This is a genomic window from Azospirillum sp. P4_B5 (assembly GCF_056402275.1).
The window spans coordinates 1-16,645 of record NZ_JBFUHT010000017.1 but is presented as its reverse complement, the minus strand read 5'-3'; the positions used below and the strand labels follow the sequence as shown (position 1 = coordinate 16,645).

13 protein-coding genes and 1 pseudogene are annotated in these 16,645 nt (G+C 70.0%); 9 read left to right on the top strand and 5 right to left on the bottom strand.

Translation table 11 applies throughout. The features are described from left to right. Positions 1–75: 75 nt before the first annotated feature. A complete protein-coding gene (locus tag AC1DVI_RS14730) occupies positions 76–372 on the bottom strand; it encodes a hypothetical protein (protein ID WP_476958580.1) in 297 nt (98 codons plus the stop codon). Between the two features lie 323 nt (positions 373–695). On the opposite strand from AC1DVI_RS14730, the gene AC1DVI_RS14725 reads away from it, so the two are divergent. The 5 genes from AC1DVI_RS14725 to AC1DVI_RS14705 all read left to right on the top strand — a co-directional run bounded on the left by AC1DVI_RS14725 (position 696) and on the right by AC1DVI_RS14705 (position 5,617). After that, on the top strand, positions 696–1,205 hold the full coding sequence (locus AC1DVI_RS14725; RefSeq protein ID WP_476958579.1) for a sigma-70 family RNA polymerase sigma factor: 510 nt from the start codon (positions 696–698) through the stop codon (positions 1,203–1,205). Beyond that, positions 1,205–2,152 (top strand): anti-sigma factor family protein, encoded by a 948-nt coding sequence (locus AC1DVI_RS14720; protein ID WP_476958578.1) that lies wholly within the window; start codon positions 1,205–1,207, stop codon positions 2,150–2,152. Before AC1DVI_RS14725 ends, AC1DVI_RS14720 begins: the two co-directional genes overlap by 1 nt. Before the next feature lie 177 nt (positions 2,153–2,329). Then, positions 2,330–2,992, top strand: coding sequence for a hypothetical protein (locus AC1DVI_RS14715; protein ID WP_476958577.1), 663 nt, complete (start codon positions 2,330–2,332; stop codon positions 2,990–2,992). 31 nt (positions 2,993–3,023) lie between these two features. After that, entirely contained in the window at positions 3,024–4,694 is a 1,671-nt protein-coding gene (locus AC1DVI_RS14710) for a tetratricopeptide repeat protein (RefSeq protein ID WP_476958576.1), read from the top strand. Continuing rightward, entirely contained in the window at positions 4,691–5,617 is a 927-nt protein-coding gene (locus AC1DVI_RS14705; protein WP_476958575.1) for a hypothetical protein, read from the top strand. Before AC1DVI_RS14710 ends, AC1DVI_RS14705 begins: the two co-directional genes overlap by 4 nt. Before the next feature lie 69 nt (positions 5,618–5,686). Here the strand turns inward: AC1DVI_RS14705 and AC1DVI_RS14700 are convergent. The 3 genes and pseudogenes from AC1DVI_RS14700 to AC1DVI_RS14690 all read right to left on the bottom strand — a co-directional run. Beyond that, positions 5,687–9,208: pseudogene (locus AC1DVI_RS14700) on the bottom strand (indolepyruvate ferredoxin oxidoreductase family protein); the annotation flags it as partial. Positions 9,209–9,632: 424 nt separating this feature from the next. After that, positions 9,633–10,652, bottom strand: coding sequence for a response regulator (locus tag AC1DVI_RS14695; RefSeq protein ID WP_476958574.1), 1,020 nt, complete (start codon positions 10,650–10,652; stop codon positions 9,633–9,635). Between the two features lie 181 nt (positions 10,653–10,833). After that, on the bottom strand, positions 10,834–11,271 hold the full coding sequence (locus tag AC1DVI_RS14690; RefSeq protein ID WP_476958573.1) for a CBS domain-containing protein: 438 nt from the start codon (positions 11,269–11,271) through the stop codon (positions 10,834–10,836). Between the two features lie 187 nt (positions 11,272–11,458). Between AC1DVI_RS14690 and AC1DVI_RS14685 the strand changes: the two genes are divergently transcribed. The 3 genes from AC1DVI_RS14685 (at position 11,459) to AC1DVI_RS14675 (ending at position 15,562) form a co-directional block, all read left to right on the top strand. Next, positions 11,459–12,385 carry a cation diffusion facilitator family transporter gene (locus AC1DVI_RS14685; protein WP_476958572.1) on the top strand — a complete coding sequence of 309 codons (927 nt, stop codon included), beginning with the start codon at positions 11,459–11,461 and terminating at the stop codon, positions 12,383–12,385. Between the two features lie 156 nt (positions 12,386–12,541). Further along, complete coding sequence (locus tag AC1DVI_RS14680; protein WP_476958571.1) at positions 12,542–13,123, top strand: cation efflux transmembrane domain-containing protein; 582 nt, start codon at positions 12,542–12,544, stop codon at positions 13,121–13,123. Positions 13,124–13,360: 237 nt separating this feature from the next. Further along, positions 13,361–15,562, top strand: a complete 2,202-nt coding sequence (locus tag AC1DVI_RS14675; RefSeq protein WP_476958570.1) for an anthranilate synthase — start codon at positions 13,361–13,363, stop codon at positions 15,560–15,562. A 21-nt stretch (positions 15,563–15,583) separates the two neighbouring features. Here AC1DVI_RS14675 and AC1DVI_RS14670 read toward each other — a convergent pair whose 3' ends face one another. Continuing rightward, positions 15,584–15,832 carry a DUF2312 domain-containing protein gene (locus AC1DVI_RS14670; protein ID WP_012973951.1) on the bottom strand — a complete coding sequence of 83 codons (249 nt, stop codon included), beginning with the start codon at positions 15,830–15,832 and terminating at the stop codon, positions 15,584–15,586. 403 nt (positions 15,833–16,235) lie between these two features. Between AC1DVI_RS14670 and AC1DVI_RS14665 the strand changes: the two genes are divergently transcribed. Next, the coding region (locus tag AC1DVI_RS14665) for a Rossmann-fold NAD(P)-binding domain-containing protein (RefSeq protein WP_476958569.1) at positions 16,236–16,645 on the top strand (410 nt) is incomplete at its 3' end.

Here is a 16,645-nt window from a genome sequence, read left to right as displayed (position 1 = left end):
CGGCCCCGCCGGCACGGCTCTGCGTTCGAAGCCCCTTCCCCGGCACTGCCCGGGGGAGGGGTTTTCTTTTTGCGGCTAAGCCTTGTCCAGCGCGGCCAGGGAGTCGTCCAGCTCGTCCAGCCGAGCCTGTTCGGCTTCCAGCTCGGCCAGGGCGCGGCGGGCGTTGGCGATGTCGAGATCGAGCTGGTCGCGCCGCCGCCGGATCAGGTCTTCCAAAGGGGTCAGCTCCTCCATGGCCAGCGCCTGGGCGATGGCCGCGTTGCTGCCGCCCCCCAGCGCCAGCCGCACCATGCGCGCGGTCGGGCGGATGCCCTGGGCCTCCAGATGGCGGGCGGTGACCAGGATCTCGATGGTGTCGTGATGGCGTGCCATGGCCCCGCCCTTATGACGCAGTGCGGTGGATTGTGCCAAGCCGCGTGCCCGAACCGGGGGCTTATCCGCGCGCAGCGGCGATTTGCCACAAGGCGGCGCCCCGAGGGGGCAGTTTTCGGCCCCGCCACCTTTCCGCCGAATTTTTGCTGCACGGGCATCAAAGTCTGGAATAAACGATGAGCGGGGGGCGTTCATCCTGGCGTACCGGGTCCTGAATGGGGCTCGGCCCTGGGAGGCCGCGCCGCCCGTTCCTACCTGAAGGAGTGCCATGATCCGCCACCCGGCGGTCCATGGAGCCTTCGAGGCAACAATCGGGTGCGCGGTTGAGCACGTTCGGGGTCGAGCTGGAAGTCCACATTGCGTCGCTGCGCCGCTACGCGCGCGCGTTGCTGCGCAACCGTTCGGATGCCGAGGATCTGGTGCAGGAGGCGTTGACGCGCGCGGTGGCGCGCGCCGACACCTTCAAGGCGGGGACGAACCTGCGGGCGTGGCTTTTCACCATCCTGCACAACGTCCATGTCAATCAGGTCCGCTCCAAAGCGTCGCGGCCCGACGAGGTCAATGTGGACAGCGTCGAGTCGAAGCTGGTGACGCCGGCCCGGCAGGAGGAACGTGTGGAGTTGCGCGAGATGATGCGCGCGCTCGACGACCTGCCGGAGGAACAGCGCAAGGTGCTGCTCCTCGTCGCGCTGGAGGGCCTGAAATACGAGGAGGTCGCCGAGACGCTCGGCGTGCCGATCGGGACCGTCATGTCGCGCCTCTCGCGGGCGCGCGAGGCGGTCAGGGCGAAGCTGGCGAACGAGGGCTCGGTGGCTCTCAGGCGGGTGAAGTGATGAACGCGCATTGCGTAACGGACGACGAACTGCATGCCTACGTGGATGGGCAACTGGCTCCGGAACGCCGGCTCTTCGTGGAGCGATGGCTGGCCGACGACCCGGATGCCGCCCGCCGGGCGGAGGATTACCGCGCCCAGGCCGCGCTGCTGCACGAACTCTTCGACCCCGTGCTGCGCGAGCCGGCCAGCGGCCCGGTCGAGGAACTGACGGGCAAGCTGCGCGGGCGCATGCCCGGCAACGACAACGCCGGCCCCTGGCACGCCCGCTCCTGGGTGCGCATGGCCGCGGCGGTGATGCTGATCGTCGGCGGTGCCGGCGGCGGCTGGCTGGGCCGCGGCGCGGTGGACCAGTCGCCGGTCGTCCAGCAGCGCCAGACCCTCCAGACCTTCGCCGAGGAGGCCACCCAGGCCCACCGCTTCTACACCTCCGACGAGCGCTTCCAGGTCGAGCTTGGCGCCGACAACCAGGATGAGCTGAACAGCTGGCTGTCCAAGCGCGTCGGGCGCGACGTCTTCGGCCCGGACCTCGGCAAGGTCGGCCTGCGCCTGATCGGCGGCCGGTCGCTGCCCACCGAACTGGGGGCGGGCGCCCAGTACATGTACGTGAACGAGGCGAACAAGCGCGTCACCCTGTTCGTCGGCGCCCCGCGCTCCGGCAACCCGGCGAAGTTCGGCTTCTCGCAGAACGGCGACGTGGCGACCATCTACTGGGTGGAAGGCCCGCTGGCCTACGCGCTGGCCGGGCGGATGTCCAAGGAGGACCTGCTGCGCGTCGCCGAGGCCGTCTACAACGACGTCAAGGCCGGCCCGCGCCGCCCCGAGCCGCAACAGCAGGACCAGTCGCCCCAGCCGCAGCAGGAGCAGCAGCCCCAGCAGCAACAGCAGGACCAGCCGCCCGCCGGCGTCCAGCCGATCAGCGACACGCACAAGCCGAAGGACAGCTGAGGCGGGGAAGCGGAATCTTTTGCGAGGGGCGGCGGCCGCCCTTCGCGCTTCCCGCCAAAAGACGGTGTGGCTTCTGAAGTCAATGAGTTGAAATAGGCTTCCCACTTTTCGTTTCCCGGTTTACTCCCACCCCGCCGCCGCTCCACAATGCGCCGGTGGTGGCGTGGGTCATAGGGCATGCGGGACTGGTTCTTCATCGGCGACAGCCACGTGCAATCCTTCGAGATCGCCGCGACGATGCGTCTGCTCAATCGTCCGGCGCGCTGTCTGCCGGTTCCCGGGGCGACCTCGATCGGCCTGCGCAACCCGGAAAGCCAGACGCACGCGGTCACTCTCTTCAAGGACGCGCTGCTGCCCGCCGATCCAAACGCCATTCCAGTGATCCAGCTCGGCGAGGTCGATTGCGGCTTCGTCATCTGGTGGCGGGCGCAGAGGCATGGCGACTGCGTCGAGCGGCAGTTGGAGGACTCGGTGTCCGCCTGCGCCGCCTTCGTGGACGATCTGCTGGAGGGCGGCTATCCCACGCTGGTGCTGACCGGGGCGGTGTTGCCGACCATTCGCGACGGCGAGACCCGGGGCAAGGTCGCGCGCGCCCGGCACGAGGTCACCGCCACGCTGCGTCAGCGCACCGATCTGACCCACCGCTACAACGCCCGCCTGCGGGACGAGGCGGAGGCGCGCGGGCTGCCCTTCGTCGACATCACGCCGCGCATCGCCGACCCGGAGAGCGGGCTGGTCGCCGAGGCGTTCCGCAGCCCGAATCCCGGCGATCACCACCTGCATCCCATCCGCGCCGCCGAGGTCTGGGCGGAGGCCCTGAACGCGCTGGACCTGCCATGATCCGGATCCGATCGTCATCCCAGGAGGTCGCGTGACCAACGCGATGGACTTCCTCCGCGCGGGCGCCGCCGCCCTTCAGCGGGGCGACCGGGTGGGGGCGAAGCGCAGGATCGTCCGCGCGCTGGCGCTGGTCCCCGGCCACGGCGAAGCCTGGAACATCCTGGGCGTGCTGGCCGTCTCCGCTGGCGATCCTGCGGGAGGCGAGGCGCGCTTCCGCCGGGCCTCCGCGTGTGCGCCGGAGAACCCCAACTATTCGCGCAGCCAGGCGGAATGCCTGAAGCGCCAGGGGCGGACGGACCGGGCGGCGGCCTTGCTGGCCTGTGCCGTGCGTCGCGGCGTGCTGTCGGCCGATCTCGCCTGCGACCTCGGTGACCTGCGGCTGGGCATGGGGGATGTCGCCGCGGCGGCGGCGCTCTACCGGCTGGCGCTGGCGCTGGCCCCCGGCCACGCCCGCAGCCTGAACAATCTGGCGGAGGCGCTGGGCAAGGCGGAGCGGCTGGACGCGGCGGCCGACGCCTTGGCCCGGCTGGCGGTGCTGCGCGGCACCGCCGCCGCCTGGGGTGCGGCGGGGGCGGCGCTGCTGGCGGCGTGGCGGCAGGACGAGGCGCGCGAGGAGCTGCGCCGGGCCGTCGCGCTCGACCCGTCCACGGCCGAGCACTGGGCCAACCTGGGCTTCGCCGGGCTGGGACGGCATGCGGTCGTCCTTGCCGAGGCCGCCTTCGACCGCGCCTTGCGCCTGTCGCCGGGGATGGATGCGGCGCGGGCGGGGCGCGGGACGCTGCGAATGCTCGCCGGTCACCTGCGCGACGGAGCGGCGGACTATGAGGCGCGGCTGAGCCTGCCCGCTTTCCTGCCGTCGCGATCCTACACCCGGCCGGTCTGGGACGGTCGGGTTCGGCCGGGCAAAACGCTGCTGATCCACGCCGACCGCGGTTATGGCGACGCCATCCAGTTCATCCGCTACGCCCCGCTGCTGCGAGCCCAGGGGATGCGCGTGGTCTTCCACGGGCCGGAGGGGCTGCTCGACCTGTTCCGCGCGTCGGATCTGGCGGACGACCTGTCCGGCCTCGACGGACCGCCACCGGCCCACGATGTCCAAATCCCCATCATGAGCCTGATCCATTGCATGGGCACCGATCTGGACAATGTGCCCGCCGCCGTTCCCTATCTGCGGGCGCCCGACGCGGCGGCGCGGCGTTGGGCGGATCGTCTGGCCGACCTGCGGGGGGTGAAGGCCGGTCTGGTCTGGCACGGTTCGGTCGCCTTTCCCTACCATCGCCAGCGCTCGCCGGGACTGGAGGCGGTCCTGCCGCTGACCGGCGTTCCCGGCGTGACGGCGGTCCTGCTCCAGGTCGCCAACGGGCGCGCGGACCTTGAGCGCCACACCCCGCTCGGCCCGTTCCTCGACCTTGGGACGGAGCTTCGCGATTTCGCGGACACCGCCGCGGCGATCCAGGCGCTGGACATCGTGATCAGCCCCTGCACGGCCGTGGCCCACCTTGCCGGGGCGCTGGGGAAACCGGTGGCGGTGCTGCTCGACCAGGGGGCGGAGTGGCGTTGGATGTGCGGAAGGACGGATTCCCCTTGGTACCCGACCGCGCGCCTCTATCGCCAATCCCTGTTCGGCGACTGGGCGGAACCGGTGGAGCGGCTGCGCCGTGATCTGGCGGCGCTGAAGGACCCCTTGCAGGATCGACCATGAACACACTGTGCGTGACCGGCGCCAACGCGCGCTATTTCATCACCACGCTGGCCTTTCTGGAAGGGCTGACGGGGCGTTTTCCGCTGGAGCAGGTGCGCGTCTGCGATTTCGGTCTGACCGACGGGCAGCGCGCGTACCTGCGTGCCGCCGGCCTGCTGCTCGACCGCCCGAAGATCCTGCCGGCGGACGCGCATCCCTATCTGTGCAAGGGGCACCTGTCGGAATATTGCGCGGGCGAGGCGTGGGGCAGCCTGCTGTGGCTGGACGCCGACATGATGGTGGGAGCCCTCGACCTCGCCATGGCCGAGCGGCTGGCGGATGACCTCCGGCGCTCCGGCAAGGCGCTCGCCACCACCGACACGGTGGACCGCATGACCTTCGGCGGGATGATGGACGAACTGCACAGCGGCGGCCATTACGTCACGCCGGCGGAACGCCTGCTGCGGGACCGCGGAATCGATCCGGTCTCGCCTTATCTGATGTCGGCGCTGATGCTGTGGGTGTCGCGCGGGTTGCTGGCGCAATGGGCGGTAACCTGCCGCAGCGTCGCGCAGCACGCGCTGTGGGAACAGAATGTGCTGAACGCGCTGGTCCATCCCGATCCCGCCTGCGTGGAGGTGCTCGACGCGCGCCTGTGGCAGGTCTATGACGCGCCTCTGGCCGACGTGACAATGCCGGACCCGCGGAACCGCCATGGCTTCTTCCTCGACGGGCATCCGGTGATGGTCGTCCACGCCACATCGCGGAAGGGGCATCACCTGGACGCCGACCTCGCGCTGAACTTCGGGGAGCATGTGCTGAAGGGCTATCTGCGCACCTTCGCCAATCCGGCCCTTCAGCAGCAGCATCTGCGTAATCTCGCCGCCGCCGTCACCCGCAACCGTGCCGCCCTGGCGGAGATCGGCGTCCTGCAGCCGCGCTGAGGGTGCGGGAGGCAAGCCCCCCGCACCCGGTCGCTTTGGCCCCAAACCTTGCGGTCCCAAACCTTGCGGTCACTCCGCCGCCATCGGCTGCGGGGCCGCGGGTTGGCGGAAGCCGTCGAGCAGGGCGGCCTCCTTTGCCTTGGCCGCCTCGACGTTGCGGGCCTTCACCGGGCCGTAGCCGCGCATCTCCTGCGGCAGGCGGGCGATCTCCACCGCGGTGGCGTGGTTGTCGCGGGTCAGGCCGTGCAGGATTTCGCCCATGATGGCCTCGTAGTCCGCGATCAGGCGGCGTTCCATGCGGCGCTCGGCCAGCCAGCCGAACGGGTCCAGCGGGCTGCCGCGCAGGCGCTTCCCCCTGGCGAGGAGGCGCAGGGCCTTCAGCATCCACGGGCCGAAGCGCTTCTTCTTCGGCTCGCCGCCGTCCTCGCTGGTCTCGCCCATCACCGGCGGGGCCATGTGGAAGACCAGCTTGTAGTCGCCCTCGAACATCCGCCCGACCTGCTCGACGAAGCCGGTGTCGGTGTAGAGCCGGGCCACCTCATACTCGTCCTTGTAGGCGAGCAGCTTGAAGTAGCCCTTGGCCACGGCCTCGGTCAGGGCGGTGGAGCCGGGGATCTTCTGCCCCTCGACGCGCCGCGTCCAGTCGACCAGCGCGTGGTAGCGGCTGGCGTAGGCCGCATCCTGATAGTCGGTCAGGAAGGCGGTGCGGCGGGCGATGGCCTCGTCCAAGCTGGACGAGGGGCGGCGCTGGTCGAGGATGAACAGGTCGTGGGCTGCGGCCTGCTCCTGCGGCGGGTTGGCGGCGGCCTCCACCGCGGCCAGATCGACGGCGGCGCGGCGGCCCCAGTTGAAGGCGTCGGTGTTCATCTTCACCGCCACGCCGTTCAGCTCGATGGCCTTCAGGATGGCGTCGGCGGTGATCGGGATCAGCCCCTTCTGCCACGCGTAGCCCATCAGGAAGGGGTTGGTGGCGATGCTGTCGCCCATCAGCGCGGTCGCCAGCTTGGTCGCGTCGAAGGCGTTCACCGCCCCCTCGCCGCAGGCTTTGCGGATGTCGGCCACCAGATCGCGGACCGGCACCGTGAAATCCGGCTTCTTCAGGAAGTCCACGGTGATGGTGTCGTGGGTGTTGATGACCGCGCGGGTGTGGCCGTGCGCCATCTTCGACAGGGCATCGCCCGCCCCGGCGACGATCAGGTCGCAGCCCACGACCGCGTCAGCCCCGCCCGCCGCAATGCGGACGGAATGGATGTCCTCCGGCGTGGCGGCGATGCGGATGTGGCTGGTCACAGCACCACCCTTCTGGGCGAGGCCGGTCATGTCCAGCACGCCGACGCCCTTGCCCTCGATGTGGGCGGCCATGCCGAGCAGGGCGCCGATGGTCACCACGCCGGTGCCGCCGACGCCGGTGACGTAGATGCCCCAGGGCCGGTCGAGCGCGGGCAGGGTGGGGGTGCGCAGGTCTGACGGGTCGGCGCCGGCCTTGGCGGCGCCCGTCTTCGCTTCGACCGGCTTGGGCTTGCGGAGTTGGCCACCCTCCACTGTCACGAAGCTGGGGCAGAAGCCCTTGGTGCAGGAATAATCCTTGTTGCAGCTCGACTGGTCGATCTGGCGCTTGCGCCCGAACTCCGTCTCCAGCGGCACCACCGACACGCAGGAGGATTTCACGGAACAGTCGCCGCAGCCCTCGCAGACCAGTTCGTTGATGATCACGCGCTTGGCCGGGTCGACCATCTTGCCGCGCTTGCGGCGGCGGCGCTTCTCGGTGGCGCAGGTCTGGTCGTAGATCAGGGCGGTGACGCCGGAAACCTCGCGCATCTCCTTCTGCACGCGCTCCAGGTCGTCGCGGTGCTCGACGCTGGTGTACTGGGGCAGGCCGTCGCCGATGCCGTACTTCTCCGGCTCGTCGGAGACGACGACGATGCGGCCCACGCCCTCGGCGCGGAGCTGGCTGGCGAGCGACTGCACGGTCAGCGTGCCGTCCACCGGCTGGCCGCCGGTCATCGCCACGGCGTCGTTGAACAGGATCTTGTAGGTGATGTTGGCCTTCGCCGCGATGGCCTGCCGGATCGCCAGGATGCCGGAGTGGTAGTAGGTGCCGTCGCCGAGGTTGGCGAAGATGTGCTTCTCCTCGGTGAAGGGCGCCTGGCCGACCCAGGGCACGCCCTCGCCCCCCATCTGGGTGAAGGTGTCGGTCTTGCGGTCCAGCCACGTCGCCATGTAGTGGCAGCCGATGCCGCCCAGCGCCCGGCTGCCCTCCGGCACATGGGTGGAGGTGTTGTGCGGGCAGCCGGAGCAGAAGGTCGGCTTGCGGATGACGCGGGCCTGATGGGCCTTCTGCTTCTCCTGCGCATCCAGGAAGGCGACGCGGCGCTTAAGGTTCTCGTTGTCGACGAAGCGCTCCAGCCGGCGCCCGATGACCACGGCGATTTGGGCCGGGGAGAGTTCGCCGGCGGAGGGGAGAATCCACTCGCCGTGCTCGTCGAACTTGCCGACCACCTTCGGGCGAACGTCGGGGTGCCAGTTGTAGAGCTGCTCCTTGAGCTGGTTTTCGATGACCGCGCGCTTCTCCTCGACCACGACGATCTCGTCGAGCCCCTCGGCGAAGTGGCGCACGCCGTCGCGCTCCAGCGGCCAGGGCATGCCGACCTTGTAGACGGTCAGCCCCCAGTCGGCGGCCATCTCCTCGGTGATGCCCAGCTCGTCGAAGGCCTGCCGGACGTCCAGATAGCTCTTGCCGGTGGTGACGATGCCGAAGCGCGGGCGGGGGGAGGAAACCATCACCTTGTCCAGCCGGTTGGCACGTGCGAACGCCAGGGCGGCGTACAGCTTGTGCTTCATCAGCCGGTATTCCTGCTCCAGCGGCGGGTCGGGCCAGCGGATGTTCAGGCCGCCCGGCGGCATCGGGAAATCGGCGGGGACGATCGGGCTGACGCGGTGGGGATCGATGTAAACCGACGCCGAGGTGTCAACCGTCTCGGCGATCGTCTTCATGGCGATCCAGCATCCGGACCAGCGGCTCATCGCCCAGCCGATCAGCCCGTAATCCAGGATCTCCTGCACGCCCGACGGGTTCAGCACCGGGATCATCGCGTGCATGAAGGCGTGTTCGGACTGGTGCGGGAAGGTGGAGGACTTGGCGTTGTGGTCGTCGCCGGTCAGCACCAGCACGCCGCCGTTGCGCGACGTGCCGGCGGCGTTGGCGTGCTTGAACACGTCGCCCGAGCGGTCCACGCCCGGCCCCTTGCCGTACCACATGGAATAGACGCCGTCGTACTTGGCGCCGGGGAACATGCCGACCTGCTGACTGCCCCAGACCGCGGTGGCGCCCAGTTCCTCGTTCACGCCGGGCTGGAACTGGATGTGGTTCTTCTCCAGGAACTTGCGCGCGTTCCACAAATTCTGGTCGAAGCCGCCCAATGGCGATCCGCGGTAGCCCGAAATGAAGCAGGCGGTGTTCAGCCCGGCGGCAAGATCGCGCTGGCGCTGCATCATCGGAAGGCGCACCAGCGCCTGGGTTCCCGTCAGGTACACGCGGCCTTGCTCAAGCGCGTACTTGTCGTCCAGAGTCACGGTTGCGAGAGCCATTGTTCCATCCCCTTCATGGCGCCCTGAAAAGCGCTGTTCGGGGCGCGTTCGCCGCGCCGCTTCTTGTGTTTGTTCGCTAGGCAAAAAGGTAACGAAGGCTGTCTTATTCGGCAACCGGCGCCGGGCCTCCTTCTGCAAAAAGCAAGGAACGGTCCGGCATTCGCAGCGCTGTGAAACGGACGGGCGGGAATCGCCCTCCGGCGGGACATTCCCGCTCGCGTCCATGGGTGCCGGAACCCTGCCCCCCACCCCGGCCCTCCCCCGCTCTCAGCGGACCTATGGTCCGCTTGCCGCGTCAGCGCAAACCGTTGGTTTGCGCGAGAGCTTTCGCAGGGGAGGGTGCCTTCTGCGAAGCGGCGGCAGTCCCCTCCCCTGCGTTAGCGGGGGAGGGTTAGGGTGGGGGCTCTTTACCCGATATGGGAAGTCTTCAGGCGGGCGGCAGGGGAGAATGACCGGGAGATCGACCGGCCTCGCCCCCGTGATCGGGCGCGCCGAAGGCGCCATCCGGCCACAGGTTGGGGCCGTTGCCGTCGCGCAGGCTGAGGCTGCGCACCATCGCGCGCAGGGCGCCGATCATCACCCGCAGAGCGGCGGAGGAGTCCGCCCCGCCGCCGATGCTGATGGTCCAGCGAAGGGCGTCCATGTGGGCCTGCACCGCTTCCTGGAAGCTCTCCCCGTCATGCTCCACCCAGGTAATGCAGGTGGACAGCGAGGCGACGATGGCGGTGGCCGCGGCGTTGCCGGTGGCGGCCAGTTGCAGGTCGGACACCGCGTGCCGCAGCCGCGTGCCCAGCGCGTCGGGGCAGGCCAGCGCCTTCTCCAGCCGGTCGAGCGCCAGCACCAGACGGACCATCTTCGGGTCGGTCGAGCGCAGCGGCCCCGTTCCCGTTGTGGACGGGCCGGGCAGGCGCGGCGGCGGGGGCGGCAGACGGAGGGGGGCGGGACCGGCAGAAATCGCCGGGCGGGCCGGCGCCGGGCGGGAATGTGGCGGCGCGTTGTTGTTCGTCGCCTTCGCCGTGGCCGCCTCGCTCTGGGAGCGGCCGCCCCGGCGCGGGTTGTTCAGCACGGTTTCGATCCGCCGGGCGATGGTGCTGGCGGAGGCCGGCTTGGCGAGGACGGTGTCCGCCCCGGCGTCCCAGGCGGCGCGCACGGTGGCGACGTCGGCGTTGGCGGTCAGCACGATGATCGGCAGGTCGGGGCTGAGGCAACTGGCCGAACCGCGCACCCAGCGGACGAGTTGCCCGCCGCCCACCGGTTCCATTACCCAGTCGGTGACCATCAGGTCGTAGGGCTCGCGGCGGAGCAGTTCCATGGCCTCCTGCCCGTTGGCGGCGGAGGCGACTTGCCCGACCCCCCAATGTTCCAGCATATCCCGCAGGGCCCGCAGCAGCAGCGGGTTGTTCTCGACGACCAGGATCTTCAGGTGGGTCGGGTAGCGGCGTGGCATGTCGGGTCCGAAGGTTCGGGAACGAAGCGTTACCGAATATCCGAACGCCGCCCTGGGATTTCAGGGCGCGGAGACGTGTTAGCGCCAATCAGCGCACGACCGGGGGAGCCATTTCGCCTCATGGAGTGCGCTTGGTCTTCGGCTCCCCCGTCCGGGAACTTGATCAAGGTCCGGGGTGCCTCTAGCGGACCAATGCGAGATCCTTCAGGACAGCCACCTCGTGGGCCTGCTCGTCCAGGCGGGCCTTCACGGCGTCGCCGATGGAAATCACACCGGCGAGGTCGCCCGCCTCGTTGCACACCGGCACATGGCGGTGCCGGCGCAGGGTCATCATCTGCATCAGGTCCTTGATCGTGTCCTCCGGCCGGCAGGTCTTGACCTGACGGGTCATCAGATCCTCCACCGGCATGTCCAGCGCGTCGGCGCCATGCATCGCCACGGCGCGGACGATGTCGCGCTCCGACAGGATGCCGGCCAGCCGGCCACGGCGGTCGCACACCACCAGGGCGCCGATGCGCCGGTCGGTCAGCGTGCGGGCGGCGGTCCGGATGGATTCGGACGGCAGAATCGATGCGACGTTATGGCCTTTGCGGTTCAGAACCTCGGCAACGACGGTCATGTCCACCCTCCCAATTTTGGGGTTGGCGAATCGGCGGGGGCCGATTCGGAATGAGCGTGGAGCGGCCGGCGGTTCCGGCAAGGGCGTGACGGCCGGGATCGCAAAATCGGTTTTGCCGCCTCGTCGGGGCCGCTATGCATGAATGGCTGACGCTGAGTGACGTGTGGACGGGGAAGGGAGCGCGCGCATGACCACCGAGCAGAAGGTTCTTCGCCTGTCCATCGCCGTCACGGTGCTGCTGGCGGGCGCCGGCATCCTGTTCGGCCTGCTGTCGGGCTCCTTCGCCATCGTCTTCGACGGCATCTATTCGCTGGTGGACGCCAGCATGACGATGGTGACGCTGCTGGTGTCCAACCTGATCGCCGCCTCGACCAGCGCCGGCCCGCGCCGCGGCAAACTGGCCGAACGCTTCACCATGGGCTTCTGGCATCTCGAACCGATGGTCCTCGGGCTGAACGCCACCCTGCTGATGGGGGCGGCGATCTACGCGCTCATCAACGCCGTGGGCAGTTTGATGACGGGGGGCCGCGACCTCGCCTTCGACCACGCGATCGTCTACACGGCGGTGACCGTTGTCGTGGCGGCCGGCATGGCGGTCTTCGCGACGCGGGCGAACCGGACGGTTCGCTCCGACTTCCTGGCGCTCGACGCGAAGGCCTGGATCATGGCGGCAGCGCTCACCGCGGCCCTGCTCGTCGCCTTCGTCTTCGGGTACCTGATCCAGGGCACCCGGCTTCAGTGGATGTCGCCCTACATCGACCCGGCGGTGCTGGCCCTGGTCTGTCTGGTGGTCATCCCGATCCCGGTCGGCACGATGCGGCAGGCGCTGGCCGACGTCCTGCTGGTCACGCCCGCCGACCTCAAGCGGCACGTCGATGCCGTCGCGTCGGACATTGTGCGGCGCCACGGCTTTGCCTCCTACCGCGCCTACGTCGCGCGGGTGGGGCGGGGGCGGCAGATCGAGCTGTTCTTCATCGTCCCGAGCGGCTGGCCGCCGCGCGCGCTGGAGGAATGGGACAGGATCCGCGACGAGGTCGGTGCGGCCATCGGCGGCGAAGGTCCGGACCGCTGGCTCACCATCGTTTTCACCAGCGACCCTGAATGGGCGGAATGACGGCCTGCCCTATGGACGGGCCAGAGCGCGTACATTAGCTTTCCATGAGAAACGGAGCGCGTGGAGGGTGACGGGATGGCCGGCAATTGCTGTGGCGGTTCTTGCGGGAGTGGCGGGGGCGGCGGACGACCGGCCGACTACCGCCGCACCTTACGCATGGCCCTGCTCGTCAATGGGCTGATGGCCGCCGTCGCCCTGGCCGCGGGGCTGGAAACGCAGTCCATGGCCTTGCGGGCGAGCGCGCTGGATTTCCTGGCGACCGCGATGACCCACGGCGTCGGCCTGTGGATGATGGGGCGGGGTCTGGAGGCCCGGGGCTGGGCGACGCTGGCGAGAGGGCTGGCGCTGACCGTCCTCGGGCTGGGGCTGGTGGCCGCCACCGCCTGGAGCGCCTACGTCGGCACCGTTCCCGACGCGCCGGTGATGAGCCTCGTCGCACTTCTCGGGATGGGGGCGAGCCTGTCGGTGGCGGTCCTGCTGTTCGCCGGACGGCGCGGCGGATTAACGCTGCGCGCGGTCTGGCTGTGCGCCCGCAACGGCGTTCTGACCAACGCCGCGGTGATGCTGGCGGCGGCGGGCGCCTGGACGATGGGGCAGGGCTGGCCGGACCATCTGGTCGCCGTGGTCATCGCCGCCACGGTGCTCTTCGCCGCGGTGACGGCGCTGCGGCAGGCGGTGACGGAACTCCGCGCGTGGCACGCGCCCGCCGGACCGACCGGGCTCGGCAAGGGGACTTGACAGGCCCGCATCCCTGTGGCGAACTCGGTGTCATGATTTTCGCTGCGCCCTCCCTGTCGCGTCGTTGGTGGTGGCCCGTCTAACCGGGCCGGCCAGCCGACGCGCGTGAGCGCACACACCATCGAAAGGCCGCCCGGAGCTTCCGGGCGGCCTTTTCCCTGACCAGGGAATCCAGGTGTCGAGCAAGGGAACTCCGGGTGTCCGTCCGCCAACGGATCGACCACCGGAGACCCCGCCATGTATCCCGCCGACCTCCTCGCTTCGCCCGACCTCCTCGAACCGCTGCGTTTCCGGACGCGCGGGGGCATGACCGTGACCCGGCGCTCCACGGCGCTCGACCCGCGCAACGCCCTCGATCCTGTGATCGACGCGCTGGACCGCCGCCGCGGCCTGCTGCTGTGCAGCGGGGTGGAGGCGCCGGGCCGCTACCGCCGCCACGCGCTGGGCTTCACCGATCCGCCGCTGGCCGTCACGGCGCGCGGGCGGACGCTGCGCCTCGATGCGCTGAACGCGCGGGGCCGGGTGCTGCTGCCAGCCATCGCCGAGGCTCTGCGCGGCCTGGAGGCGCTGGCCGGGCTGGAGGAGGTGCCGTCGCGCGTCACCGCCCTGGTCCGCAAGCCTCGCCACCCCTTCCCGGAGGAGGAGCGGAGCCGCCAGCCCTCCGTCTTCTCGGTCCTGCGCGCGGTGCTGGACCTGTTCGCCGCCCCCGACGACCCGTTGCTCGGGCTCTACGGGGCTTTCGCCTACGACCTCGCCTTCCAGTTCGAGCCGATCCGCCAGCGGTTGGAGCGGCCCGACGACCAGCGCGATCTGGTGCTCTACCTGCCGGACCGGCTCGTCGCTCTGGACCCGGTGACGGGCCTCGCCCGGCTCGTCGAGTACGAGTTCGCCACGGCGGCGGGCAGCACCGAGGGGCTGGAGCGCGGCGGGCGCGACCACCCCTACCGCCCCGACACTAACGCCGAGGCCGGGTGCGACCACGCGCCCGGTGAGTATCAAGGCGTCGTCGAGACCGCCAAGGCCGCCTTCCGCCGCGGCGACCTGTTCGAGGTGGTGCCCGGCCAGACCTTCGCCGAGCCCTGCGCCGACGCGCCCTCGGCGGTGTTCCGGCGACTGCGCGCCGCCAACCCGGCACCCTACGAGGCCCTTGCCAATCTTGGGCGGGGCGAGTTCCTCGTCGCCGCCAGCCCGGAAATGTATGTGCGGGTGTCCGGTGGGCGGGTGGAGACCTGCCCGATCTCCGGCACCGTGGCGCGCGGGACCGACGCGCTAGGCGACGCCTCGCAGATCCTGCGCCTGCTGACCTCGGCCAAGGACGCGGCGGAACTGACCATGTGCACCGACGTGGACCGCAACGACAAGGCGCGGGTGTGCGAGCCGGGCTCCGTCCGGGTGATCGGGCGGCGGATGATCGAGCTGTATTCGCGGCTGATCCACACGGTGGACCATGTGGAGGGGCGGCTGCGGCCCGGCCTGGACGCGCTGGACGCCTTCCTCACCCACACCTGGGCGGTGACGGTGACCGGGGCGCCCAAGCGCTGGGCCATGCAGTTCCTGGAGGACACCGAACGGTCGCCGCGCCGCTGGTACGGCGGGGCCTTCGGGCGGCTGGGCTTCGATGGCGGGATGGACACCGGCCTGACCCTGCGCACCATCCGCATGGCCGAGGGCGTTGCTTACGTGCGGGCCGGGGCGACCCTGCTGTCCGACAGCGACCCGGACGCGGAGGACGCGGAGTGCCGCCTGAAGGCCGCCGCCTTCCGCGACGCCATCCGCGGGACGACGGCGGGTGCAGCGCCCGCTGTTCCGGCGGCTCCCCGCAGCGGGCGGGGCCGGCGGGTGCTGCTGGTGGATCACGACGACAGCTTCGTCCACACGCTGGCCGACTATCTGCGCCAGACCGGCGCTTCGGTGACGACGCTGCGCCACGGCCACGCGCGGGCGGCGCTGGCCGAGCAGAGGCCGGATCTGGTCGTGCTGTCCCCCGGTCCGGGCCGCCCGGCGGATTTCGACGTGGCGGGGACCATCGACGCGGCGCTGGCGCTTGGCCTGCCGGTGTTCGGCGTCTGCCTGGGCTTGCAGGGGATGGTGGAGCGGTTCGGCGGCGCGCTGGACGTGCTGCCGGAGCCGGTCCACGGCAAGGCGACGAAGGTCCGGGTGCTGGGCGGCGCGCTGTTCGCAGGCCTGCCGGAGCGGCTGACGGTCGGGCGCTACCACTCGCTGGTGGCGCGGCGCGACCGGCTGCCGGCGGACCTCACGGTGACCGCGGAGACCGCCGACGGTCTGGTGATGGCCGTGGAGCACCGGCGGCTTCCGCTTGCCGCCGTGCAGTTCCACCCCGAGTCGATCCTGTCGCTCGACGGTGGGGCCGGTCTCGCCTTGCTGGGGAACGTGATGGACCGGCTGGCCGCCGGCGCACTGACGGACGCGGCGGCGTAACGGGGAAGGGGCCGGGGGTGGTTACTCCACCATCCCCAGCGCTTCCTTGTAGAGTTCCAGGATGGCTTCCTGCTCCTGGCGGTCGGCCTTGTCCATTTTGCGCAGCCGGATGATCTGGCGGATGATCTTGGTGTCGAAGCCGGTGCCCTTGGCCTCGGCATAGACTTCCTTGATGTCCTCCTGCAGGCCGCGCTTTTCCTCTTCCAGGCGCTCGATGCGCTCCACGAAGGATTTCAGGCGATCCGCCGCAATGCCGCCGACGTCGGACATGATAAGGGTAACCTCAAATTGGGTGCTTCCGGGGAATCCGGCGCGGACGATATCGGCGGGCGCCGTCGATGGCAAGCGACTCCCGGCGTCGTCGGTGCGGATGCCACAGGCCGCGGCCGGGTGTGCCCGGATAATGGGATACGCCCACCGCGACGAGCGCCGCCTCGGACCGACGCCTGATGCGAAAGACCGATGGCGGGACCTTGCGAAAGCGGCGACCTTGCACTTTCCGTTGCACGTGGGCGTGCCAACCCTCTCCGGGCTGTTGCGCCGCACCCATCACCGCTGGTAATACCATCGACGCTCAAGAGCTTCACAAAGTCACATAAATCCGGCATTGATGCCGACGGTCTAGGCTGATTGCACGCAAATCGGCCACTTGCGGCAGGGGAGATAAAGAACCATGAAAATCGCCATACCCAGGGAACGGCGCGCGGGGGAGAATCGCGTCGCGGCTTCTCCGGAGACGGTCAAGAAACTCAAAGCCCTCAGCCTGGAAGTGGTCGTGGAGACCGGGGCCGGTCTGGGCTCGAACCTGCCGGACCGGGTCTATCAGGACGCCGGCGCGGAGATCGCGCCGGACGCCGCCTCGGCGCTGGCCGACGCCGACATCGTGCTGAAGGTGCAGCGCCCGCTGCTGGCCGGGGAGGGGGACCTCGACGAGCTGGCGCTGATCAAGCGCGGCGCGCTGCTGTTCGCCATCCTCAACCCCTACAACAGCCGCGACCACGTGGCGGCCTACGCCGCGGCCGGGGTGAACGCCTTCGCCATGGAGTTCATGCCGCGCATCACCCGCGCCCAGGTCATGGACGT